Source organism: Rhizobium bangladeshense (assembly GCF_017357245.1).
In the GTDB taxonomy this organism is placed as follows: Bacteria; Pseudomonadota; Alphaproteobacteria; order Rhizobiales; family Rhizobiaceae; genus Rhizobium; species Rhizobium bangladeshense.
Window position 1 is genome coordinate 1,622,279 of the sequence record NZ_CP071612.1, and the last position, 23,546, is coordinate 1,645,824.

17 protein-coding genes and 1 riboswitch are annotated in these 23,546 nt (G+C 60.1%); of the genes, 13 read left to right on the forward strand and 4 right to left on the reverse strand.

What is annotated here, in order from left to right; translation table 11 throughout:
* Positions 1–213 precede the first annotated feature (213 nt).
* A complete protein-coding gene (locus tag J2J98_RS07845; protein ID WP_207602802.1) occupies positions 214–594 on the reverse strand; it encodes a hypothetical protein in 381 nt (126 codons plus the stop codon).
* 179 nt (positions 595–773) lie between these two features.
* Between J2J98_RS07845 and J2J98_RS07850 the strand changes: the two genes are divergently transcribed.
* The 6 genes from J2J98_RS07850 (at position 774) to J2J98_RS07875 (ending at position 9,240) form a co-directional block, all read left to right on the forward strand.
* On the forward strand, positions 774–1,178 hold the full coding sequence (locus J2J98_RS07850) for a FixH family protein (protein ID WP_138395117.1): 405 nt from the start codon (positions 774–776) through the stop codon (positions 1,176–1,178).
* Positions 1,175–2,614, forward strand: a complete 1,440-nt coding sequence (locus J2J98_RS07855) for an efflux RND transporter periplasmic adaptor subunit (RefSeq protein ID WP_246569399.1) — start codon at positions 1,175–1,177, stop codon at positions 2,612–2,614. Before J2J98_RS07850 ends, J2J98_RS07855 begins: the two co-directional genes overlap by 4 nt.
* Positions 2,611–5,784: an efflux RND transporter permease subunit gene (locus J2J98_RS07860; RefSeq protein WP_207602803.1), complete on the forward strand. Its 3,174-nt coding sequence runs from the start codon at positions 2,611–2,613 to the stop codon at positions 5,782–5,784. The genes J2J98_RS07855 and J2J98_RS07860 overlap by 4 nt, the downstream gene beginning before the upstream one ends.
* Complete coding sequence (locus tag J2J98_RS07865; protein WP_207602804.1) at positions 5,781–6,233, forward strand: DUF411 domain-containing protein; 453 nt, start codon at positions 5,781–5,783, stop codon at positions 6,231–6,233. Before J2J98_RS07860 ends, J2J98_RS07865 begins: the two co-directional genes overlap by 4 nt.
* A 292-nt stretch (positions 6,234–6,525) precedes the next feature.
* Complete coding sequence (locus J2J98_RS07870; RefSeq protein ID WP_064711203.1) at positions 6,526–6,879, forward strand: cupin domain-containing protein; 354 nt, start codon at positions 6,526–6,528, stop codon at positions 6,877–6,879.
* Positions 6,880–7,113: 234 nt separating this feature from the next.
* Complete coding sequence (locus J2J98_RS07875) at positions 7,114–9,240, forward strand: bifunctional diguanylate cyclase/phosphodiesterase (RefSeq protein WP_207602805.1); 2,127 nt, start codon at positions 7,114–7,116, stop codon at positions 9,238–9,240.
* Positions 9,241–9,361: 121 nt separating this feature from the next.
* Here J2J98_RS07875 and J2J98_RS07880 read toward each other — a convergent pair whose 3' ends face one another.
* Both J2J98_RS07880 and J2J98_RS07885 read right to left on the reverse strand, forming a co-directional pair.
* Positions 9,362–10,606, reverse strand: coding sequence for a cytochrome P450 (locus tag J2J98_RS07880; protein ID WP_207602806.1), 1,245 nt, complete (start codon positions 10,604–10,606; stop codon positions 9,362–9,364).
* A gap of 147 nt (positions 10,607–10,753) precedes the next feature.
* Complete coding sequence (locus tag J2J98_RS07885; RefSeq protein ID WP_207602807.1) at positions 10,754–12,007, reverse strand: GGDEF domain-containing protein; 1,254 nt, start codon at positions 12,005–12,007, stop codon at positions 10,754–10,756.
* Positions 12,008–12,401: 394 nt separating this feature from the next.
* Here J2J98_RS07885 and clpP point away from each other — a divergent pair, with 394 nt between their 5' ends.
* The 6 genes from clpP (at position 12,402) to J2J98_RS07915 (ending at position 21,461) form a co-directional block, all read left to right on the forward strand.
* Complete coding sequence (clpP, locus tag J2J98_RS07890) at positions 12,402–13,031, forward strand: ATP-dependent Clp endopeptidase proteolytic subunit ClpP (protein ID WP_038688182.1); 630 nt, start codon at positions 12,402–12,404, stop codon at positions 13,029–13,031.
* A 301-nt stretch (positions 13,032–13,332) separates the two neighbouring features.
* Positions 13,333–14,610: an ATP-dependent Clp protease ATP-binding subunit ClpX gene (gene clpX, locus J2J98_RS07895; RefSeq protein WP_004680013.1), complete on the forward strand. Its 1,278-nt coding sequence runs from the start codon at positions 13,333–13,335 to the stop codon at positions 14,608–14,610.
* 403 nt (positions 14,611–15,013) lie between these two features.
* Positions 15,014–17,431 (forward strand): endopeptidase La, encoded by a 2,418-nt coding sequence (lon, locus tag J2J98_RS07900; RefSeq protein WP_138395123.1) that lies wholly within the window; start codon positions 15,014–15,016, stop codon positions 17,429–17,431.
* Positions 17,432–17,636: 205 nt separating this feature from the next.
* Complete coding sequence (gene hupB, locus J2J98_RS07905) at positions 17,637–17,912, forward strand: DNA-binding protein HupB (protein ID WP_003558438.1); 276 nt, start codon at positions 17,637–17,639, stop codon at positions 17,910–17,912.
* Between the two features lie 116 nt (positions 17,913–18,028).
* Positions 18,029–18,180: riboswitch (FMN riboswitch) on the forward strand.
* Between the two features lie 80 nt (positions 18,181–18,260).
* The gene (locus J2J98_RS07910; protein ID WP_425504996.1) at positions 18,261–19,169 is read left to right on the forward strand and encodes a DMT family transporter; all 909 of its coding nucleotides are present in this window, start codon (positions 18,261–18,263) and stop codon (positions 19,167–19,169) included.
* A gap of 93 nt (positions 19,170–19,262) precedes the next feature.
* The gene (locus J2J98_RS07915) at positions 19,263–21,461 is read left to right on the forward strand and encodes an esterase-like activity of phytase family protein (RefSeq protein ID WP_207602808.1); all 2,199 of its coding nucleotides are present in this window, start codon (positions 19,263–19,265) and stop codon (positions 21,459–21,461) included.
* 81 nt (positions 21,462–21,542) lie between these two features.
* On the opposite strand, the gene J2J98_RS07920 is transcribed toward J2J98_RS07915, so the two are convergent.
* On the reverse strand, positions 21,543–22,442 hold the full coding sequence (locus tag J2J98_RS07920; RefSeq protein WP_207602809.1) for a LysR family transcriptional regulator: 900 nt from the start codon (positions 22,440–22,442) through the stop codon (positions 21,543–21,545).
* A 104-nt stretch (positions 22,443–22,546) separates the two neighbouring features.
* Between J2J98_RS07920 and J2J98_RS07925 the strand changes: the two genes are divergently transcribed.
* A complete protein-coding gene (locus J2J98_RS07925; protein ID WP_207602810.1) occupies positions 22,547–23,536 on the forward strand; it encodes a zinc-dependent alcohol dehydrogenase family protein in 990 nt (329 codons plus the stop codon).
* Positions 23,537–23,546 lie beyond the last annotated feature (10 nt).

Sequence of the window (23,546 nt, forward strand, 5' to 3'; positions counted from 1 at the left end):
AGGCCGTTTGTTAACCCCTTGCCGCGCGACAGCGGTCGCGGGATGGCGGGCCCGGAAGCCCAATTCAGGGGGGCGAGGGAGAGGGCCGGGTCCTACACTGGCTTGGCGACCGGCCTGAGCTCTCTCAAATAGCCATCCATTCCAAGAAGAAAAAGGTGGGATGTATGCCTCTGTAAGCCTTCTCACTATGACGGATGGAGGTTAACGCAACGTTCAATCTTTCGTGTGCCACTTGCCCGAGGCGAAAACCGCGTGCCAGAATAGTCGTATGAGGGTCATCTTCGTGTTCCAGCGCATGCTTGGCGTGCTCGCAATGCTCGGGGTCGTGTTTGGCCCGGTGAGCATCGGCGTTGCCGAAAGCGCGATGGCCGCTTCGGCTAGTATGTCGGTGTCGAACTCGATGCCCGATATGCACATGTCTGCGGCTGAAACGGAAACGGCAGGGGCGGCGGACGACATGCCGTGCTGCCCCAAAGCCCAGCCCGTTGCGCCTGACTGCCAGAAGAATTGCCCGTTGGCGCTGATCTGCGCCTCAATGGTCTTTGTCCATCCTCTGCAGCTGCCGTCTGGCGATTTGGCGCTCCCTCTGGCCATCTCCTTCCGCGTTTCCCGCGATGCCAGCTTGGCATCGGCTGTCCCGGAGCCGCCCGCCCGACCCCCAAGAGCCTGACTATATCGACAATTGCGAAACGCTGACGCTGGTTCCACGACGCGTTCGGCAACCATTGTTCGCGGCATGCCTATGGCTTTCCGCAAAATAGATGTAGTCAAACATGAAGAAAACCAACCTCCTTTCGCGGGCGCTGCTCGCAACAATCACCTATGCCGCTCTTTCACTTTCCGGTGCCCACGCTGGCGCACAAGACTATGAGTTCCAGCTTTTCCCGTCCGAGGTGAAGACGGGGCCGGCAGCCGAAGTCTCCGTACGCCTCGTCGACAAGAGGACGGGCAGTCTCGTCTCGGATGCGGTCATTTTCACGACCCGGATGGACATGGCTCCCGAGGGCATGGAGATGATGGCGACCCCGGTCGAGGAGCTTCCGTCTTCGCAGCCCGGAACCTACAAGTTCAAGACGAACCTCAGCATGGAAGGCGGTTGGCGCTTTCAGATCGGGGCCAAGGTGCAGGGCGAAGGCGAAACCGTGAATGGTGAAGTCGTCGTAAAGGCTACCCCGTGAAGACGACCACATGGCTGGTCGCCGTAACCTCCTTCGCCGTGATCGGCGGGGGAGCGTACTTGGCTGGTGCCACTGGGGTTGGCCAGCAACAGCTCGACTATTTGCTAAGGTTGGCGTCTGCAGAGGCGGAGCCGGTGATCCCCGTCGGCACCGGAAGCATTATCTATTACCGCCATCCCGATGGTCGCCCCGAGTATTCGCGCCAGGCCAAGAAGGCTGCCGACGGCCGTGACTTCGTCGCTGTCAGGCAGACTGCCGACATCAGCTTCGACGCCTCTGGCGTCGTGGCGGCGAAGGACGCTTCCCAAAGCGCAGCGCCCGTGCTTGAGCAGGCACAGGAACAGCGCAAAATTCTCTATTACCGCAACCCCATGGGTCTGCCGGACACGTCGAAGGTTCCCAAGAAAGACAGCATGGGGATGGACTACCTTCCTGTTTACGAGGGTGATCAGGCTGATGCTTCTACGGTCAAGGTTTCCCTCGGCAAGCTGCAGCGGACAGGCGTGAAGACTGCGGTCGCCGAAATGGCGGCCATATCCCGGAAGGTACGGGTTCCCGGAACTGTTACCTGGGACGAAAGGCTTGTGAGCGTCATCTCGATGCGAACGGACTCCTTCGTAGATGAGGTGGCTGGCATCACGACGGGCGACCGTGTGTCGAAGGGCCAGAAGCTTTTCAGCTTCTACTCCCAGGAAATCGCGACCGCCGGCGCAGAGTTCGCGGCAGGAAGGAGCGCTGGCCGCGCAACGGAAAGCGGCTCCGCGCTCCGACTGAAGAACCTCGGCGTGCCTCAAGAGGTCATCGACGGGATTGCTGCAAAAGGCCAGGTCCCGACGAGCATAGACTACATGTCGCCGCGCAACGGGGTCGTCCTGGAGCGCTTGGCGACCACGGGTATGATGGCGAAGCCCGGCGACCCTCTGTTCAAGATCGCCGACATCTCCACGGTTTGGATCGTTGCCGAAGTTCCCGAATACGACATTGGCTCCGTGAAGATCGGGTCTCCGGTCAAGGTTTCGGTTAGAAGCCTGCCTGGGCAGTCGTTCTCCGGTACTGTCAGCTTGTTCTATCCACAGATCGAAGAGCAGACGCGGACGACGAAGGTCCGGATCGAGTTGGCGAACCCCAATGGACTGCTTCTGGCGAACATGTACGCCGACGTCGAGATCGAAGCGGGTGCGCCCAAGCCTGTGGTTAGTGTTCCGTCGAGCGCCGTGATCGACACGGGCGACCGCCGGGTAGTGTTCATCGACAAGGGCGACGGACGCTTCGAGCCCAAGGATGTCTCCGTAGGCGTTCGTGGCGGCGAGCACACGGAGATCCTCAAGGGCATCGTCGCGGGCGACAAGGTCGTCGTTGCGGCGAACTTCCTCCTCGATGCAGAGAGCAATTTGAATTCTGCGTTGAGTTCGATGACCGAGGAGGCAAAGCCATGATCTCTAAAGCCATCTCCTGGTCTGCGCACAATCTTCTGCTTGTCTTCGTCTCCGCCGCACTTCTGGTTGCCTCAGGTATCTACGCACTCCGGTCCCTTCCGCTCGACGCCATTCCCGACCTCTCGGACATCCAGGTCATCGTCTATACCGAATACCCCGGCCAAGCGCCGCAGGTCGTCGAAGACCAAGTGACCTATCCGCTGACGACATCGATGCTGACGGTCCCGAAGTCCAAGGTCGTTCGTGGGTTTTCTTTCTTCGGCTCCTCCTTCGTCTACGTGATCTTCGAGGACGGCACCGATCCGTATTGGGCAAGGAGCCGCGTGCTGGAATACCTGAACGGGGTGTCGAACCGACTGCCACAGGGGGTCACGCCAACGCTTGGGCCCGATGCCACTGGTGTGGGCTGGGTCTATCAATACGCAGTTGTCGCCCAGAACCTGACGCTTGCAGAGCTACGCTCGTTGCAGGACTGGGTGATCCGCTTCGGGCTCGCGAAGTCCGAAGGTGTCGCCGAGGTCGCAAGTGTCGGCGGCTTCGTGAAGCAATATTCCATCGTCGTCGATCCCTCGCGCCTGAAAGCGCAGGGTGTCTCCTTGAACGATATCGCCAACGCCGTCCGGGCAAGCAACACGGACGTTGGCGGCCGGACCATCGAGCTTTCCGAATTCGAATTCATGGTCCGGGGGCGTGGCTACCTCAAGAGTGTTAGCGATATCGAGAACATCACCCTGAAGTCGACTAACGGCGTGCCTCTGCGGCTGGCAGATGTCGCGAGGGTCGAGCTTGTTCCGGATGAAAGGCGCGGGATCACCGAATTGAACGGTGACGGCGAGGTCGCGAGCGGCATCGTCCTCCAGAGGTTCGGGTCCAATGCACTGACCGTCATAGACAACGTCAAGAAGAGCATCGACGGGGTCAAGACCAGTATGCCAGCGGGGACGGAGATCGTTCCGGTCTACGACCGCTCGACGCTGATCGAAGCCGCCATCGAGACACTCAAAGGGACGCTCGTCGAGGAATCCATCGTGGTCGCGCTGGTGACGGTCGCGTTCCTGCTTCATTTGCGGAGTGCTCTTGTCGCCATCATCATGCTCCCTGTCGGCATCCTGATCGCCTTCATCGCCATGAGATTCTTGGGGATCGGTGCGAACATCATGAGCCTCGGAGGGATTGCCATCGCAATCGGGGCGATGATCGACGCCGCCATCGTCATGATCGAGAATGCCCATAAGCATCTGGAACGAGCGCCGCCGGACAAGCCAAGGATCGAGGTACTGGTGGCGGCGGCCAGCGAGGTCGGGCCGGCGCTGTTCTTCAGCCTGCTGGTCATTACGGTTTCCTTCCTGCCGATCTTCACCTTGGAATCGCAGGAAGGGCGGCTCTTCGGTCCACTAGCCTACACCAAGACCTTCGCCATGGCGGCAGCTGCCTTCCTGTCGGTCACGCTGGTTCCGGCGCTTATGGTCGTCTTCGTACGGGGCCGGATCGTTCCCGAGCATAAGAACCCGTTGAACCGGTTTCTGATCTGGGTCTATCGACCGATCATATCGGGAGTGCTCAAGGTGAAGACGCTGACGATCCTTGCCGCCGTTGCGATCCTCGCCGCAAGCGTCTGGCCTGTTCAGCATATCGGCAGCGAGTTCATGCCGAACCTTGACGAAGGCACGCTGATGTACATGCCGACGACACTGCCGGGGATTTCCGTCACCAAGGCGGCGGAGTTGATGCAGACGCAGGATCGCATCATCAAATCCTTCCCTGAGGTTGAAAGCGTGTTCGGCAAGGCCGGCAGGGCGCTGACTGCCACGGACCCGGCACCGACGGAGATGTTCGAGACTATCATCACCTTGAAGCCAAAGTCACAGTGGCGGCCAGGGGTGACCACGGAAAGCCTCAAGCGGGAGATGGATGCGGCCCTGCAATTCCCGGGCGTTTCGAATGCCTGGACCATGCCGATCCGCGCTCGTATCGACATGCTCTCCACCGGCATCAGAACGCCCGTCGGGGTCAAGGTCTATGGCACCGACCTCGGCGAAATGGAGAAGGTGGCCCGGCAAATCGAGGCCGTCCTGAAGACGATCCGGGGCACCTCAAGCGCCTATGCCGAGCGGGTAATCGGCGGCTACTATCTGGATATCGTTCCCGACAGGATCGCGCTCGGACGCTATGGTTTGACTGTAGACGACGTTCAGACTGTGATAGGAAAGGCGCTTGGTTCGGAGGTCGTGACCTCGACCGTGGAAGGCCGGGAGCGGTACGGCGTAGCGATCCGCTATCCGCGATCCACCCGAAGCGACCCTCAATCTATCGCACGGGACGTCCTTGTTTCGTTGCCCGGCGGCGGGAACGTTCCCCTCGGAGAGGTGGCCGAAGTCAAGCTCACACGTGGGGCGACGACGATCCGAACCGAAAACGGCCAACTGGCGGTCTATATCTTCGTCGATATCGCCAACCGCGATCTCGGCGGCTACGTGGCTGAGGCACAGAAGGCTGTCGCCAACAAGGTTAGGATGCCCCCCGGCTATTCCGTCGCCTGGAGTGGACAGTTCGAATACCTGGAGCGAGCAAAAGCGCGGCTGACAATCGTCGTCCCGCTGACATTGGCCCTGATATTCCTGCTGCTCTATCTTAACTTCAAGCGGCTGACCGAAACGATGATCGTCATGCTGTCGCTGCCCTTTGCCCTGGTAGGCGGCATCTGGCTCATGTGGTGGCTGGGCTTCAACGCTTCCGTCGCGGTGGCGGTCGGCTTCATAGCACTGGCGGGCGTCGCCGCGGAGACAGGTGTCATCATGCTGATCTATCTCGATCATGCGATGAACGAGCAGAAGGCCGAAGCGCTCGCGGAACGAAGGGACTTCACACGGCAGGACCTGAACCGCGCCATCATGATTGGAGCAGTCGAGCGCGTACGGCCCAAGATGATGACGGTCGTCGCGATCATGGCCGGGCTGCTTCCGATCCTGTGGCGCACTGGAACCGGCTCGGAGATCATGCAGCGGATCGCCGTGCCTATGATCGGTGGGATGGTGTCTTCAACCATCCTGACACTGGTCGTCATCCCGGCAGTCTACGGATTGATAAAGGGATGGTCGCTCTCTGAAGCAGGCTTCGCAACTGCCGAGCCTGACGAAATCGAATATCAACGGAAGGAGAAACGAGCATGAAACGCAGAGCTTTCATGTGCCTGGCGGCGACAAGTGCTATTGCTGCCATAACGCGACCTGTGTCCGCATCCCAGCTCCGGATGGACGTCTACAAGGACCCGACCTGCGGGTGTTGCGAGGCTTGGTCGAAAGCCATGGCCGACGCTGATTTCAACGTCGTTGTTCGCGATGAGGATTTCATGGCAATGAAGGCCAAGCTTGGCATCCCAGAAAACATGCAGGGGTGCCACACCGCTGTGGTGGGCGATTACTTCTTCGAAGGACACGTCCCATTGGAAGCCGTCGAAAAGGTCATGAGCGAGAAACCCCGTATTGCCGGTCTTGCAGTGCCGGGCATGCCTGCCGGCTCGCTGGGAATGGGGGACGATCCGAAAGCGGCTTATGAGGTATACAGCCTGAGCAAGCCGGAGATGACGCCGACAATGTTCATGCGGATCGGCAAGGCTTAGCCATCAACTATGCGGCTCAATTTCGATGATGTCGACGGTGCAAGTTGCCGAGGGTTGACCGTCCAGGGCACCGGCCTCGGCGACTAAAGATGTGCGAAAACAGTCAACAAAACAATGATCTACGTTCTGGTTGCAGAGTTGGTCAAGGTATTTGACGTAAGGCCTATACCTGAGCAATGGAATGTGAGGAAACAGCCACACTACGTGAAGTCGTCTCCTTTGAAACTCAATGATTTCAACGGGGGTGTTGTCAAACGTATGTGACGAACAACATCTGAGATCGGAGGGACCCATGGTGACCGCCACCAATTTCATCACCTTCAACATCGATGGCATCGAACCGGAGTTCGGTGCCCCGGACCCCGGCCGGATCATCTCCGGCGACCCGCAGTTCCGTACGTGGAACTTGGAGGAGTCGGAAGGCGGCCTCTATTCCGGCATCTGGGAGGCGACACCCGGCAAGTGGCGGATCGTTTACGAGGAGTGGGAATATTTCAACCTGCTGTCCGGTCATTCGATCGTCACGGAGGACGGCGGTGAGCCGGTCCACCTGAAGGGCGGCGACCGGATGATCCTGAGACCCGGCTTCAAGGGAACCTGGGAAGTCGTTGAAACGACTCGCAAGGACTACGTGATCAAGATTTGAGCAGCGGCTGCGGATGGACTGTGACGATGCCGGGCCTGTCCCGGTTTGCGGCGATTATGGCTGTTTCTCCTGAAATAACCGCTTCATTTTCGCGGATAGAAGGCATTTGATCTTTCCCATTAATGGGACCTGCATCGTCAAAATGCTAGATCTGATCTGCAGCGCATTGCGGACATGATGTCTCCTGCAGTCACTACAGACATGGCCTTGCAATTCATTCTTTTCGGGATTGGCATGTCGTCAAATCTTGCGGGTAGGCACGTTCGAACCCAGACGTCTTCCATCATTGTGACAACAGTTTGCTTCCTCGTCGTCGCGCTCGTACTGACTGGCCTTGTGGCCCACGTCGTCGCCACCATGACCCGGTCGGCGAACGAGATCGACGATGCAAGGGCCAACCGCGCCGCTCGCGCGTCGATCGCAGCCTTTGTCAGTCGCCTGAGCGCCACAACGACTGATAACGCCGTATGGGATGATGCCTATAAGGCGATTTCATCTGCCGGCGCCGCGGATTGGGCCTATGAGAACTGGGGCAAGACCAGCGAGGACTACCCGCTCTATGACGGCGCGATCGTGATCGGTCCCGACCGCTCCTCCGTCATCTCCGCCTATGGCAAAGGCAAACCGATCGAGCCGAGTGCTTTCTTCGGCCAGGCCTTCTTCCGGCAGATCAACACAGCCGCCGATTTCGAACAGGCGCCGGTGGTCAACTTCATCAAGACCGAAACTGGGATCGCGCTGATCGCGTCACAGGCAATTCAGCCTTATGATGAGGAGGGCGAGCTCCCGGAGCTCAGCGTGCTGAGCTTCTACAAGGAATTCAACTCGGAAGTTCTTGGCACACTTTCGAACGAACACGAACTCGAGGGCTTGCGCCTTGCAGCCGCGCCCCAGCCGGGCCTTCTGAACACCCCGATCACGGACATGAAGGGGGCCGTCCTGGGCCATCTCGTCTGGCCGAGCAAAGCGCCGGGAAGCGCCGTGTTCCAGCAGGTCTATCCTTATGTTGCAGCCGCCACCATCATCCTCGTGCTGTTCCTGGTCGGCGTTCTGCTGGTGGGCGCATCCGAGGCGCGGCGCCTGCGCCAACTGGCGCTGGCAGCTATATTCGAAGCGAACCACGATAGCCTGAGCGGCCTGCTGAACAGGCACGGGCTTCTCGCCCTGCTGGAAGAGCTGGAAGGCTCGGATATTTCGCCGCCTCGGCTCTATCTGGTCGATCTCGATGGCTTCAAGGCGGTCAATGATGCCTGGGGGCATGCGGTTGGGGATGACCTCATCCGGATCGTTTCGAGCGGGCTGAGCGCCTGCCATTCAGAAGTCGTCGCCGCGGCGCGGCTCGGAGGCGACGAATTTGCTCTGGTGCAGGTCGGAACCGCCGCGCGCCAGGAGATAGAAGAGACCATTCTGGCCCTGTTTGCCGATCCCTTCAAAATCGATGGACGAACGATCGAGGTTGGCGCGAGCATCGGTGCTGCTGCGCGTGACGGAGACATCGAGCCTTTGGAGCTTCTGCGCAGGGCTGATATGGCGCTCTATCGCGCCAAGGAGAATGGCAGAGGCCGGGCGATCGAATACGATTTCGAGCTGGATCGGGAGCGCCAAAGGGTCGCTGAATTGGAAAGCCAGTTGAAGAGCGCCATAAGCAACGGTGCGATCGAAGCCGTTTTCCAACCTCTCGTCTCTGCAACGACGGGTGCTGTCACCGGTCTTGAAGCGCTGGCCCGCTGGCGGACTGCGACAGGAAATATCAGCCCGGAGATTTTCATTTCGCTTGCCGAAAGATGCGGCCTCATCGATGCGCTCGGCGAGCATATGCTGAAGACATCGATCGAGCATGCCAAGAACTGGCCCGGTCTGGCGCTGTCCGTCAACGTTTCGCCGGTCCAGCTCTGCAACCCGGAATTTGCCGCCGAGGTGATCTCGCTCCTGCAGGAACTCGATTTCGATCCGAGGCGCCTGACATTGGAGATCACCGAAGGTGTCCTCATGACAAATCCGGATCAGGCCCGCCGGTCGATAGATCACCTAAAACAGGTCGGTATCAAATTCGCGCTCGATGACTTCGGCTGCGGCTATGCAAGTATTGGCGCATTGCGGCAGTTTGGCTTTGATCGGATGAAGATCGACCGATCGCTCGTGTCCGCTCTCGACCAGGCCTCGAACGGTGCCGATGTTCTCAAGGCAACCATCTCTCTGGCGACCGCCCTGCAGATTCCGGTCACCGCAGAAGGCATTGAGAATATGCACCAGGCAGCGATATTGCGGGAGGCCGGCTGCGACCAACTGCAAGGCTATTTAATCGGAAAACCCATGTCGGCGTTCGACATATCCAGCAAGCTTCAAGAACAAGCAGCCTAATGCCACGAGATTGCGACATCAGGCTATGTGGTAGAATACGGGCCGGCCCCTGAAAGTTTCCAGTCAATGAAGGTCAAAAGATTACATCACCGGGCGGTACGGCTGATCTACTAAGGGGCATTCACCACCGCAGATCCAGCCGGTCGAGACCGTGGAAATGATAGACGTCCTTGACCACGGGCGTCCTCGCCAGCCTGAGGCCGGAAAGCCGCTCGAACAGGAGGGGCAGCACGACGTTGAGCTCCAGCCGCGCCAGCGGTGCGCCGATGCAGAAATGGATGCCGGCGCCGAAGGAGAGGTTGGGCGCCTCGTCGCGATCCGGCCGGAAGGCGAGGGGATCGGTGAATCTAGCCGGGTCGAGATTGGCCGCGGCGAGGATGAGGCTGACCTTGTCGCCGCGCTTGAAGGAGATACCGTCGATCTCGGCAGGCTCCAAAGCCCAGCGCTGGAAGATGTGAACCGGCGCACAGATGCGCAGGGTTTCCTCGACCGTTCGCTCGGTGGTGGCTTCGTCCCGGAAGAGCTCCGCAGGATCGCAGCCGCTGTTGAGGATGGTGTGCACGGAGTTGCCGATCTGGTGCACGGTCGCTTCGTGCCCGGCATTGAGCAGCACGATCGTCGTTGAGATGAGTTCTTCTTCGGTGAGATACTGACCCTTGTGCTCCGTGTGGATCATGTGGGTCAGCAGGTCGTCGCGCGGCTCGGCCCGGCGTTCCGCGATAACTCCACTGACATAGTCGGAAAATTCCCTCGCCGCCCTTTCGGCCTCGTCCTCCTGCTCGCGCGTTCGGCCGAACATGTACATGCGGACGTAGGCATGCGACCAGGCGAGCAATTGCGGCCCCATCTCCTCGGGGATGCCGATCATCCGGGCAATCATCGTCACCGGGATGATGTCGGCAAAGGCCGAGAGCAGCTCGACCTCGCGCCTCCCCACAAAGTCGTCAATTAGCCGGTTTGCTAGCTCGACAAGCTCCGGCTTCATCTTCTCGACATGGCGGGAGACGAAGGCGCGGTTGACGAGCGTGCGCAGTCGCGTGTGCTCCGGCGGTTCGAGCTCGAGCAGGGAATAACGTTCCGAGAGATCGAAACTCTCAAGATGCGCCATCGGCTCGCCTAGGCCGAGCTCCTCGCGACTGGCAATATGCAGGATCTGCCGGCCGAAGCGGCGGTCGCGCAGCAGCCCGTTCACATTGTCGTAGCCGGTGAAGAACCACTGTTTCTGCTCGGTCCAGTAGAAGGTCGGACAATGGGCGTGAAGTGCGGCATAGACGGCATTCGGATTGCCGTAAAAGGCCGGATTGCGGGCGTCCAGCGAGACATGGCGGAGGGCAGGGTCGATCGAGAGGAAAGGCGGTATCGTCATGAACCGAAGGCTTAGCGGATTTGCAGGGCCTCGAAAAGATGAGGGGTGAGGAGTGCCTGCCGGAAGCGAGGCGCGCGGGATCGGGCGCCAACGACTTTAAGATCTGTGTCTAAGCCTGAAGATTGATTCTGTTTTTCGGAATTACTGCTAGCCGGCCCGTGAGAGCGCGCCCATGCGCCGCAGCGCCTCGACCTGGTCGTCGACCGTCGGCACGAGTTCGCCGGCGGCGGTGCTCGGCGTGGTAGGCGCCAGGGCCGCCGCTTCCGCCTCACCGAAGGTGACCGTGCAATTGCGGCCGGCGGCCTTGGCCGCATAGAGCGCCCGATCGGCGGCCGAGATCAGCTTGTCCATATTGGCTTCGATCGAGGAGGCGAGCGCAATGCCGATGCTGACGGTGACCGGAACGATAGACTCGCCGGTGCTGACGGGAAGGCGGCAGAATTCGGTGCGGATAGCTTCGGCGATCGCCTCGGCTTCCGTCTGGTCCGCGACGGCCGCGAAGGCGGCGAATTCTTCACCGCCCATGCGGCCGAAGATGTTGTTTGGAATATACTGCCGGGCCATGCGCGCGAAAGCGGTGAGCACGGCGTCGCCGGACTGATGGCCGAAGCGGTCGTTGACGCGTTTGAAATGGTCAAGGTCGAAAAGGACCACCGCGACCTGCCGCTGCTCGCTATGGGCTCTCTCCTGGATGGATTCGAAATAGCCGAGCAGGCCACGGCGGTTAAGCACGCCGGTCAGGGAATCGGTCAGTGTCATCGCACGCAAGTGCCGTTCGGAGCGCTCCATGACCAGACGGCATGTGAGCGCGAAGGCGATGGTGAGCAGGAAGGCGCTAGCCATTGCCGAGACGCCGCCGAGATTGGTTGCCTCGGTATCGCTTGGCAGCGTCACCGCCATCGTCAGCGCCGAGCCGAAACATAGGCAGCCCTGGATGACGAACACGCCCATCAGCTTGATGCGGGTGCGCTCGCGGCGCATGTCGCCGGCGGCGACTGCCATGGCCAGTGCCGTGGCACCCGTCGCCGAAGCGAGATTATAGAGCACGACGCGGTTGGAATAATCGGTGTTGACCCAGGGCAGAAACACCCCGGCCAGCCAGATTGCCGGCGGCAGCAGAGCCCACAATTCAATCTTCTTTCGGTCGAGTGCAAGAAAGCCCGCTACCCAGGCGCTCTGGCCGAGCAGCGCGATGGCATTGCCCACCTCGATCGAAAACAGGCTGGGTATTTCGCCGCGCAGCGAGATCATCGCAAAGCCGATGCCGGTCAGAAAGAAGCCGAGGCCCCAATAGAGATAGGCTTCGTTCCTGACGTTGTGGCGCCAGGCGACGAAAAGCACCAAAGCGAGCGTCATGGCCTCCGAACACCAGATGGCGAGACCTGTAGCGATATTGAACACGGCAGCAACCCCTTGCCCGTCGGCTTGTCTGTTGGCCCGCATCCTTGCGGAGGAAGTTCGCCAGTTCCTTAATGCCATTGCGCTGCGGCATGATTTTCGGCTGCTATCTGGCTATAGGCTTTCCGTTGGGTAAACGTGCGTGAGCGCTGCCGAATGGAGTAACCTTTCCTTCATCCTGTCATCGAGAAAAGCGGGGGGAGCCGAGATCGAGGGCTCGCGGCCGACAGGCGTTTGCGAGAAAGAGGCTGCCGGCGTCGAAGCCTTGCCGCCTTGCCCGCCTTCTTAACGTTATCCAAACGCGTGTCTTGAAGAGGAGGGCAGGGACACTCTATGTAGGGATAAGACAATTTCTTTGATTCCCGGCCTGCCGGCATGACGTTGACAAAGGACGCACATGAGAAACCCAGTTGATACCGCAATGGCCCTCGTGCCGATGGTCGTGGAACAGACCAACCGCGGTGAACGCTCCTACGACATCTATTCCCGTCTGTTGAAGGAACGCATCATCTTCCTGACCGGCGCCGTCGAGGATCACATGGCAACGCTCGTCTGCGCTCAGCTTCTCTTCCTCGAGGCGGAAAACCCGAAGAAGGAAATCGCCCTCTATATCAATTCTCCCGGTGGCGTCGTCACCGCCGGCATGGCGATCTACGACACTATGCAGTTCATCAAGCCTGCGGTGTCGACGCTCTGCATCGGCCAGGCCGCGTCTATGGGATCGCTGCTGCTGGCGGCCGGCCATAAGGACATGCGCTTCGCCACGCCGAATTCCCGCATCATGGTTCACCAGCCCTCGGGCGGCTTCCAGGGCCAGGCCTCGGACATCGAGCGTCACGCCCGCGACATCCTGAAGATGAAGCGTCGGCTGAACGAGGTCTATGTCAAGCACACCGGCCGCAGCTATGAGGAAGTTGAAAAGACGCTCGATCGTGACCATTTTATGGATGCGGACGAGGCCCAAGGCTGGGGCGTGATCGACAAGGTTCTGACGTCGCGCCTTGAGATGGAAGGCGAGCAGGCCTAGTAATTAATTGGGATGGTGTTTTCCTCGCCACAGTTCTATCTCATTTGTGATCGAACAAGGCTTTCATCCGGCGACGAAGACGCTAATAGTAACTATTAATGCTATGTTGAATTTTTATGACATAGCATTTGGCATTCGAAGGGGAATTCGTTGCCGCCGGAACCCGGACATGGTTGATTGGGACCGGTTCGTAGCCCCTGAAGCCCTTCTCGGCAAAGGCTCCGGAAACGGAGTGCCGCCAGGAGTGATAGAGTGGACCGCGATTTCGCCTTGAAATGCGGCGTGCTGGAAGGAAAGTGATATGAGCAAGGTCAGCGGCAGCAACGGCGGCGACAGCAAGAACACCCTCTATTGTTCGTTCTGCGGAAAGAGCCAGCACGAAGTTCGGAAACTGATTGCCGGACCGACCGTCTTCATCTGCGATGAATGCGTCGAATTGTGCATGGACATCATCCGCGAGGAAAACAAATCCTCGATGGTCAAGTCCCGCGACGGCGTCCCGACGCCTCAGGACATCATCAAGGTCCTCGACGAATATGTCATCGGCCAGCGGCAGGCAAAGAAGATCCTGTCGGTCGCCGTTCACAACCATTACAAGCGCCTGGCGCACGCCTCTAAGAACGGCGAAGTCGAGCTGGCGAAGTCGAACATCATGCTCGTCGGTCCGACCGGCTGCGGCAAGACCTATCTTGCACAGACGCTTGCCCGCATCATTGACGTTCCCTTCACCATGGCGGATGCGACGACGCTGACGGAGGCCGGTTATGTCGGCGAGGACGTCGAAAACATCATCCTGAAGCTCCTGCAGGCCGCTGACTACAATGTCGAGCGTGCGCAGCGTGGCATCGTCTATATCGACGAAGTCGACAAGATCTCGCGCAAGTCCGACAATCCGTCGATCACTCGGGACGTCTCGGGCGAGGGCGTTCAGCAGGCGCTCTTGAAGATCATGGAAGGCACGGTTGCATCTGTTCCGCCGCAGGGCGGTCGCAAGCACCCGCAGCAGGAGTTCCTGCAGGTGGACACGACGAACATCTTGTTCATCTGCGGCGGCGCATTCGCCGGCCTCGACAAGATCATCTCCGCCCGTGGCGAAAAGACCTCGATCGGCTTCGGCGCGACCGTCAAGGCTCAGGACGACCGCCGCGTCGGCGAAGTCCTGCGCGAACTGGAGCCGGAAGACTTGGTCAAGTTCGGCCTCATTCCCGAGTTCATCGGCCGTCTGCCTGTTCTGGCGACGCTCGAGGATCTCGACGAGGACGCGCTAATCCAGATTCTGTCCGAGCCGAAGAACGCGCTTATAAAGCAGTATCAGCGCCTATTCGAGATGGAAGATGTGGAACTGACCTTCCATGAGGATGCGTTGCGCGAAATCGCCCGCAAGGCGATCGTGCGCAAGACCGGCGCCCGCGGCCTTCGTTCGATCATGGAAAAGATCCTGCTCGACACGATGTTCGAACTGCCGACGCTGGAAGGCGTCCGCGAGGTCGTGATCTCGGAGGAAGTGGTGCGCGGCTCGGCCCGTCCGCTCTACATCTATGCCGATCGTCAGGAAGAAAAAGCCAACGCTTCCGCGTAATCTTGTGGCTTTCGCACCATTATTTTGAGGGGCTTGCCATGGGCGAGCCCCTTTCTATTTGAAAAACCATGCGAGGCGCTGTTAGTATCTTGCCGGTGGGGACCGGAATTGCCTTTGCCGATGTCGCGCAAGGGGCGGTGCTTGGTGAAGATGCAGCGATTCCGTAAGCCTATTGCTGGCGTTGTATTTTAGCGGGTCGGAAGTGGTAAGCGCCGGTCCAGCCACGCGCTTCATAGTGTTGGCGTTCCGTTGTAATAAAGCTGTCACATCCGTGGAACGCGGGCGTTAGCGTGGCTTGAAAAGCGTAGTCAGAACCTCCACTTGTAGGCCAAGTGAGAGTGCCGGCCGGGTCCCAAGCGGCCGTGCAGAGAGCCCGGCAACGGGACGATGGAAAGGACATAAAATGACGAAGAAAACGTCTGTAGCGAGCAGCACTGCCTACCCTGTTCTGCCCCTGCGCGACATCGTGGTTTTCCCGCATATGATCGTGCCGCTGTTTGTCGGTCGGGAAAAGTCGATCCGTGCGCTCGAAGAGGTCATGGGCTCGGACAAGCAGATCATGCTGGTGACGCAGATCAACGCCAGCGACGATGATCCGGACCCTTCGGCGATCCACAATGTCGGCACGGTGGCAAACGTACTGCAGCTGCTGAAGCTGCCTGATGGCACCGTCAAGGTTCTGGTCGAAGGCCGCGCCCGCGCCGAAATCGACACCTATACGAGCCGTGAGGATTTCTATGAGGCGCTCGGCCATGTGCTCGAGGAGCCGCATGACGATCCGGTCGAACTGGAAGCCTTGTCGCGCTCGGTCGTTTCCGAATTCGAAAGCTATGTGAAGCTCAACAAGAAAATCTCGCCCGAAGTGGTCGGCGCCGCCAGCCAGATCGACGACTATTCCAAGCTCGCCGATACGGTCGCCTCGCATCTGTCGATCAAGATCACCGAGAAGCAGGAGATGCTGGAGACGACGAGCGTCAAACAGCGCCTCGAAAAGGCTCTCGGCTTCATGGAAGGCGAAATTTCGGTACTGCAGGTCGAAAAGCGCATCCGCTCGCGCGTTAAGCGCCAAATGGAGAAGACCCAGCGCGAATACTACCTCAATGAGCAGATGAAGGCGATCCAGAAGGAACTCGGCGACGGCGAGGAAGGCCGCGACGAGATGAGCGAACTGGAAGAGCGCATCGCCAAGACCAAGCTGTCAAAGGAAGCCCGTGAAAAGGCCGATGCGGAGCTGAAGAAGCTGCGCCAGATGAGCCCGATGTCGGCCGAAGCCACCGTCGTGCGCAACTATCTGGATTGGCTGCTCGGCATTCCCTGGGGCAAGAAGTCGAAGATCAAGGCGGACCTCAACAACGCCGAAAAGATCCTTGAAGCCGATCACTTCGGTCTCGACAAGGTCAAGGAGCGCATCGTCGAATATCTCGCCGTGCAGGCCCGGGCCACCAAGATCAAGGGCCCGATTCTCTGCCTCGTCGGCCCTCCGGGCGTCGGCAAGACCTCGCTCGCGCAGTCGATCGCCAAGGCAACCGGCCGTGAGTATGTCCGCATGGCGCTCGGTGGCGTTCGCGACGAAGCTGAAATCCGCGGTCATCGCCGCACCTATATCGGTTCGATGCCCGGCAAGGTCATCCAGTCGATGAAGAAGGCGAAGAAGTCCAACCCGCTCTTCCTGCTCGACGAAATCGACAAGATGGGCATGGATTTCCGCGGCGATCCGTCCTCGGCTCTGCTCGAAGTGCTCGATCCGGCGCAGAACTCGACCTTCATGGATCACTATCTGGAAGTCGAATATGACCTCTCGGATGTGATGTTCATCACCACCGCGAATACGCTGAATATTCCGGCACCGCTGATGGACCGCATGGAGATCATCCGGATTGCCGGCTACACCGAGGACGAAAAGCGCGAGATCGCCAAGCGGCACCTGCTGCCGAAGGCCATCAAGGAACATGCGTTGCAGCCGGAAGAATTCTCGGTCAGCGACGACGCCCTGATGGCGATCAGCCAGCAGTACACCCGTGAAGCCGGTGTCCGCAGCTTCGAACGCGAATTGATGAAGCTCGCCCGCAAGGCGGTCACCGAGATCATCAAGGGCAAGACGAAGTCCGTTCACGTGACGGCCGCCAACATTGCCGACTATCTCGGCGTCCCGCGCTTCCGCCATGGCGAAGCCGAGGGCGAGGATCAGGTCGGCGTCGTGACCGGTCTTGCCTGGACGGAAGTCGGTGGCGAACTGCTGACCATCGAAGGCGTGATGATGCCGGGCAAGGGCCGCATGACGGTTACCGGCAATCTGAAGGACGTCATGAAGGAATCGATCTCGGCAGCGGCCTCTTATGTCCGCTCGCGCGCCGTCGATTTCGGCATCGAACCGCCGATGTTCGAAAAGAACGACATCCACGTGCACGTGCCGGAAGGTGCGACACCGAAGGATGGCCCGTCGGCCGGTGTCGCCATGGCAACCGCCATCGTATCGATCATGACCGGCATTCCGGTGAACAAGCATGTGGCCATGACCGGTGAAATTACCCTTCGCGGCCGGGTGCTGCCGATCGGCGGTCTCAAGGAAAAGCTGCTCGCAGCGCTTCGCGGCGGCATCAAGAAGGTGCTGATTCCGGAGGAAAACGCCAAGGATCTGGCGGAGATTCCGGACAATGTGAAGAACAGCATGGAGATCATCCCGGTCTCCCGGATGGGCGAGGTGATCAAGCATGCGCTGATCCGCCGGCCGGAGCCGATCGAGTGGGATGGCACGGTGGAAACGCCTGTCATCACATCGGTGGAAGGCCTTGATGACTCGGGCGTAGCCATAGCGCATTGAGTGGCATTTGCCACATTTATGCCCAATTGGCGCAAAAGACACAAAAAGGCTGGCGGAAACGCCAGCCTTTTTGTGAAAACGTCATGGAGACGCTTGCTTTTCCTTGATTTGCAGGGCTTTTGGGTTCCCGGCGGGCCTGATGAAACCTATTCTGCGCCTAGCTTAGATTTGAGTCGTTTCATACCATTTTGAAAGGGGTGGAAACATGAACAAGAATGAACTCGTGTCCGCAGTCGCCGAAAAGGCAGGACTGACGAAGTCTGACGCGGCTTCCGCTGTTGACGCGGTTTTCGACGTTGTCCAGGCCGAACTCAAGAACAAGGGCGACATCCGCCTTGCTGGTTTCGGCAGCTTCACCGTTTCTCATCGCGCTGCAACGAAGGGCCGCAACCCGTCGACTGGCGCTGAAGTCGATATTCCGGCCCGCAACGTGCCGAAGTTCACGCCCGGCAAGGGCCTGAAAGACGCCGTTAACGGCTGATTTGATCGTCCGCCAGTCGTAAACGAGAACGGCTGAACAGGATTTCGAGGGGTTCGGCGTGCCGGACCCCTTTTGTTTTGCCGCTTGCCGCAGGCAGCGCTTTGTTTTACGAAAGATGCCGTTCTCAGGGCGGGGTGAAAGTCCCCACCGGCGGTAAGGGCTGCGGCCCGAGCCCGCGAGCGCCTTCTCAAGCTTCGGCAGGGGAGGGGTCAGCAGATCCGGTGCAATTCCGGAGCCGACGGTATAGTCCGGATGAAAGAGAATGAGCATGCGCCAGCGGGCAGGGGACTGCCGGCGTCCGCGTGTCATCGCCTCATGCGTCCTGATTTATGTTGGTCCCTGTTTTGGATGGAAGACATGAATCAGAATTCCCTTGCACTCCCGCGTTCCCGCGCCTTTGCCGGCGCAGCTTTCATGGTGCTCGGAGGCGTGGCCTTCTCGCTCCTGAACGTCGTCACCCAGTGGCTGACCATGAGGCTCGCCTTTCCGCCGGCCTCCGCAGCCTTCTGGCAGTATGCCTTCGCCTTCTTTTTCTCTTTGCCTTTTCTGCGCAAGGCCGGACTTTCGGCCATGCGGACGAACTATCCGTGGCGGCATGTCGTGCGCGTCCTCTTTGCCGCGCTCGGCGTCGAGGCCTGGGTTCTGGGTCTTGCCTCGGTGCCGATCTGGCAGGCGATCGCGCTCGTCATGACCTCGCCCTTCTTCATCATCCTCGGTGCCCGCCTGTTCCTCGGTGAGCGCGTCGGCCCGGCCCGCTGGGCAGCGACGGGTGTCGGCTTTGCCGGCGCGATGATCATCCTTCAGCCATGGTCGGACGGTTTCACCTGGGCCGCGCTCCTGCCGGTCCTCTCGGCGCTGCTCTGGGGTGCCTCCTCGCTCATCACCAAGAGCCTGACGGGCATCGAGAGGCCGGAGACAATCACTGTCTGGCTGTTGGTGCTGCTGACGCCGATCAACGGCAGTCTGGCGCTTGCGGCGGATTTTGCGGTGCCTACCGGCACCACACTCGCGCTCTTCCTTCTGGCAGGCCTCCTGACGGTCGTGGCGCAGTATTTGCTGACCCTTGCCTATGCCAGCGCCGACGCCGCCTACGTCCAGCCGTTCGACGATCTGAAGCTGCCGCTCAACGTGTTCGCCGGCTGGCTGTTCTTCGGCTACGCGCCCGCCGGCTATCTGTGGTTGGGCGCTGCACTCATTCTTTCCGCATCGCTCTTCATCATGAGGAACGAGCTGCGGCGGGAAAGGCAAACCGCATGACGCCAAGCCTCTGAAATCTTGCAGCCTGTCATGTGTCTGTCATGGCAGTCCCGCAAAACCCCTCTATTCGATCTTTCGACATTGGGGGTTTCCATGACAATTTCATCCCGCAAGGCAGCGCTTGCTGCCGTGCTTCTCGCATCTGTTGCCTTTCCCGCTGCGGCTGAGCCGGTCTTCAACCGCGTCGCCTCCTTCCCGGTCGCCCAGAACCTGCCTGGTGACAAGGACAAGCTGTCGGTGACATCGGCAGAAATCATCACCGCGACCGACGACGGCAACACCCTGATCTATAGCGACAGCCCGCTCGGTGCGATCGGCTTCATTGACATCACCGACGCCAAGGCCCCGAGAGCCGCCGGCGCGCTTATGATGGATGGCGAGCCGACATCGGTCACCTCGAGCGCCGGCAAGGCGCTGGTTGCCGTCAACACCTCCCAAAGCAAGACCAAGCCCTCAGGCCGCCTCGCAATCGTCGACGTGGCGACGAAGAAGATCGAGAGTACCTGCGATCTCGGCGGCCAGCCGGATTCGATCGCCCTCAACAAGGATAAGACGCTCGGTGCCATCGCGATCGAAAACGAGCGCGACGAAGACGTCAATGACGGCAAGATCCCGCAGATGCCGGCCGGCGACCTCGTCGTCTTCCAGGTCAAGAACGGCACAGTCGATTGCGGCACCACCAAGCACGTGGCGCTGACCGGGCGTGCCGGTGTCGCCCCCGAAGATCCGGAGCCGGAATTCGTCGCTTTCAACGGCCTGAACGAAATTGCCCTGACGCTGCAGGAAAATAACGAGATCGTCATCATCGACGCCAACACGGCTCAGGTGAAGACCCACTTTACCGCCGGCAGCGCCGATCTCTCCGGCATTGACACGAAGCGCGACGGCGCCCTGAAATTCTCAAGCGAATCGAAAGGTGTGCTGCGCGAGCCTGATGCCGTGAAGTGGCTGGACGACAACCGCCTCGTCGTTGCCAATGAAGGCGATTACCAGGGCGGCTCGCGCGGCTTCACCATCTTCGACAAGACGGGCAAGGTCCTCTACGAATCGGGCGCATCCTTCGAACGCGCCGTTTCCCATATCGGCCATTATCCCGAAAGCCGTTCGGGATCGAAAGGTGTCGAGCCGGAAGGTCTCGAAGTCGCCAAGTTCGGCGACGATAATTATTTCTTCCTGCTCGCCGAGCGCGCCTCGATCGTCGGCGTCTATAAGGATACCGGCGCCGATCCCGAACTCGTCCAGCTGCTGCCGTCAGGTATTTCGCCGGAAGGCGCGATCGCGATTCCCCAGCGCAATCTCTTTGCCACCGCAAATGAACTCGACCTCGGAAAGGATGGCGGCGCGCGCTCGCATGTGATGATCTACGAGCGTTCGGAAGGCGAAAGAGCCTATCCGCAGATCGTCTCCGCCGAGAAGGATGGCAATCCGATCGGTTTCGCAGCGCTTTCGGGTCTCGCCGCCGTTCCCGGCAAACCGGGCATGCTCTACGCCGTCAGCGACAGCGTTCTGGGCTCGCAGCCGACGATCTACACGATCGACGCCAGCAAGAAGCCGGCGGTCATCACCGACGCGCTGGTCGTCAAGCGTGACGGCACTCCGGCCCAGAAGCTCGACATAGAAGGCATCGCGGCTGCCGCCGACGGTTCCTTCTGGCTGGCCTCGGAAGGGTATAGCGAACGCCTCGTCCCGCATGCCCTCTACAACGTCAATGCCAAGGGCGACATCAAGGCCGAGATCGCCCTGCCGAAGGAATTTGCCGCCAACGAAATCCGCTACGGCTTCGAGGGCGTCACCATTGTCGGCACCGGCGACGATGCCACGCTCTGGATGGCCGTCCAGCGCGAGTGGGGTGATGACGAGAAGGGCTTCGTGAAGCTCGTCTCCTACAATCCGAAGAAAAAGGAATGGGGCGCCGTGCGCTATCCGCTCGACAAGACGGAAAGCGGCTGGGTCGGACTGTCCGAGATTTCCGCCCACGGCGACAGCGTCTACATCATCGAGCGCGACAACCTGGTCGGCGACGCCGCCAAGCTGAAGAAGCTCTACAAGGTCGCAATCTCCGACCTGAAGCCGGGCAAGCTCGGTGGCGAACTGCCTGTCGTCAGGAAGACGGAAGCCCATGATTTCATAGGCGACCTGAAGTCGGCCACCAACGGCTACGTTCTCGACAAGCTGGAAGGTTTTGCCTTCGACGCATCGGGCAAGGCCTATGGCGTGACCGACAATGACGGTGTGAGCGACTCCTCCGGCGAAACATTGTTCTTCCCGGTCAACCTGACCGCCACTAACTGAGTTCGCGTTCCCATGAAAATGAAAGGCCGGGTTTAGCTCCCGGCCGGTTTCATTTGCCGGTTTGCCCCTGAACAGCCTGGCCTACGCCATGAGTTTAGGCAATGCAGCCGCCAATGCGTCGACAGCAAGACGAGTTCTGAGCGGCAGATGTGGTGTCTGCAGCCACAGCGCATGACAATCATACGGGAATTCTGGCTCGTCCGGCAGCACCACCACCAGCATCCCTGCCTGCACACGGTCCCGGATAAGCCAGGAGGGCAACCAGGCGAGCCCCATGCCTGCCGTTGCCGCATCAGCAATGGCATCGAGGTCGTCGAGCCTCAAACGGCCCTTGGGCCTGATTTCAGTCGGTGGCTCGTCGCCGCGCGGAAAAAGCCACGGGCGGAGCCGGGCGGAGCGGGCATATACGATTGCATCGTGCCTGCCGAGATCCTCGAGCCGCTCGGGCCTGCCTTGGGCATCGAGATAGGCTGGCGAGGCGCAGACCACCATGCGCTGGCGCGCGACACGGCGCGCGATGACGCCAGACCTGTCCTCCAACTCGCCAGTGCGGATCGCGAGATCGTAGCCGCCCTCCGCGAGGTCGATGACAGGATCGCTGAGCGATAGATCAAGTTCGAGGTTCGGATGCCGCTGGGCGAGTTCGATTAGGATCGGGACCACGCAGCGCCGACCGAAATGAACGGGCATGGTGACGCGCAGCCTTCCGCAGGGTTCGGAAAGATGATCGACTGCTAGCGCATCCGCAGCCTCGGTCTCCGCAAGGATCACCCGGCAGCGCTCGTAATAGGCGCGTCCGAAATCCGTCAGGCTCTGGCGACGCGTCGTCCGGTTGAGGAGGCTCACACCCAGGCGCTCCTCAAGAAAGCGGATATGCTTGCCGACCATCGGTCCGGACAGGCCAAGCGCCGCGGCCGCCGCTGCGAATGAGCCCAGATCGACGGCCTTCACGAAGACGGCCATGCTGGTGAGACGATCCATATTGCAAACTCGTGGTTTCTTCTGTCTTGCCTTTTGGCCAATTTATCTTCTGGAGGCGGCTTGGCATAGATCATTCGGTTCAATCATTTTGGAGTTGATATCGAATGGCACGTGTAATCCGCTTTCGTGAGCTTGGCGGTCCCGAGGTTCTCCGCATCGAGGATGTAGTGATTCCCGCGCCCCAGCCGGGGTTGGTTCAGATCCGCGTCAAGGCGCTGGGCATCAATCGCGCTGAAGCTTTGTTGCGGTCAGGCGCCTATATCGAAACTGCGCCGCTGCCCTCGGGCCTCGGCCTCGAAGCGGCTGGTATCATCGAGGCGGTGGGCGAGGGGGTGGATGGGTTTGTGCCCGGCGACCATGTCAGCATCATCCCGCCCATCTCTATGGTCCGGTGGCCGGCTTATGCGGAACTCATAACCTTTCCCGCCGAATTCGTCGTCAGGCATCCGCCGACGCTGTCCTGGGAAGCCGCCGCTGCCGTCTGGATGCCATATTTGACGGCCTACGGCGCACTCATCGACATTGCGAGGTTGAGCAAAGGTGATTTCGTCGCCGTGACCGCGGCATCGAGCAGCGTGGGACTTGCTGCGATCCAGATTGCCAACAAGGTCGGTGCGACGCCGATTGCGATTACCAGGACCTCCGTCAAGCGTCAGGCATTGCAAGATGCCGGTGCTGCGCATGTCCTCGCTTCACAGGAGGAAGATCTGCAAATGAAGCTGAAGGCCGTCGCCGGCCCGGATGGCGTGCGGGTCGTCTTCGATGCCGTCGCCGGCCCCATCTTCGAGCCGCTGAGCGCGGCAATGTCATCGGGCGGCATTGTCATCGAATATGGCGGATTGGACCCCGAGCCGACGCCGTTTCCGCTCCGTGCGGTGCTCGGCAAAGGCCTGACCCTACGCGGTTATCTCGTCCATGAGATTGTCCGCGATCCGGCGCGGCTGCAGGCTGCAAAGACCTTTATTCTCGAAGGGCTCGCGTCCGGCGCGCTGGAGCCTGTCATATCAAGGACATTCCCCTTCGAGCAGATCGTCGAGGCACACCGCTTCCTGGAATCGAACGAGCAGTTCGGCAAGATTGTCGTGACGGTCTGATTCCGTCCTA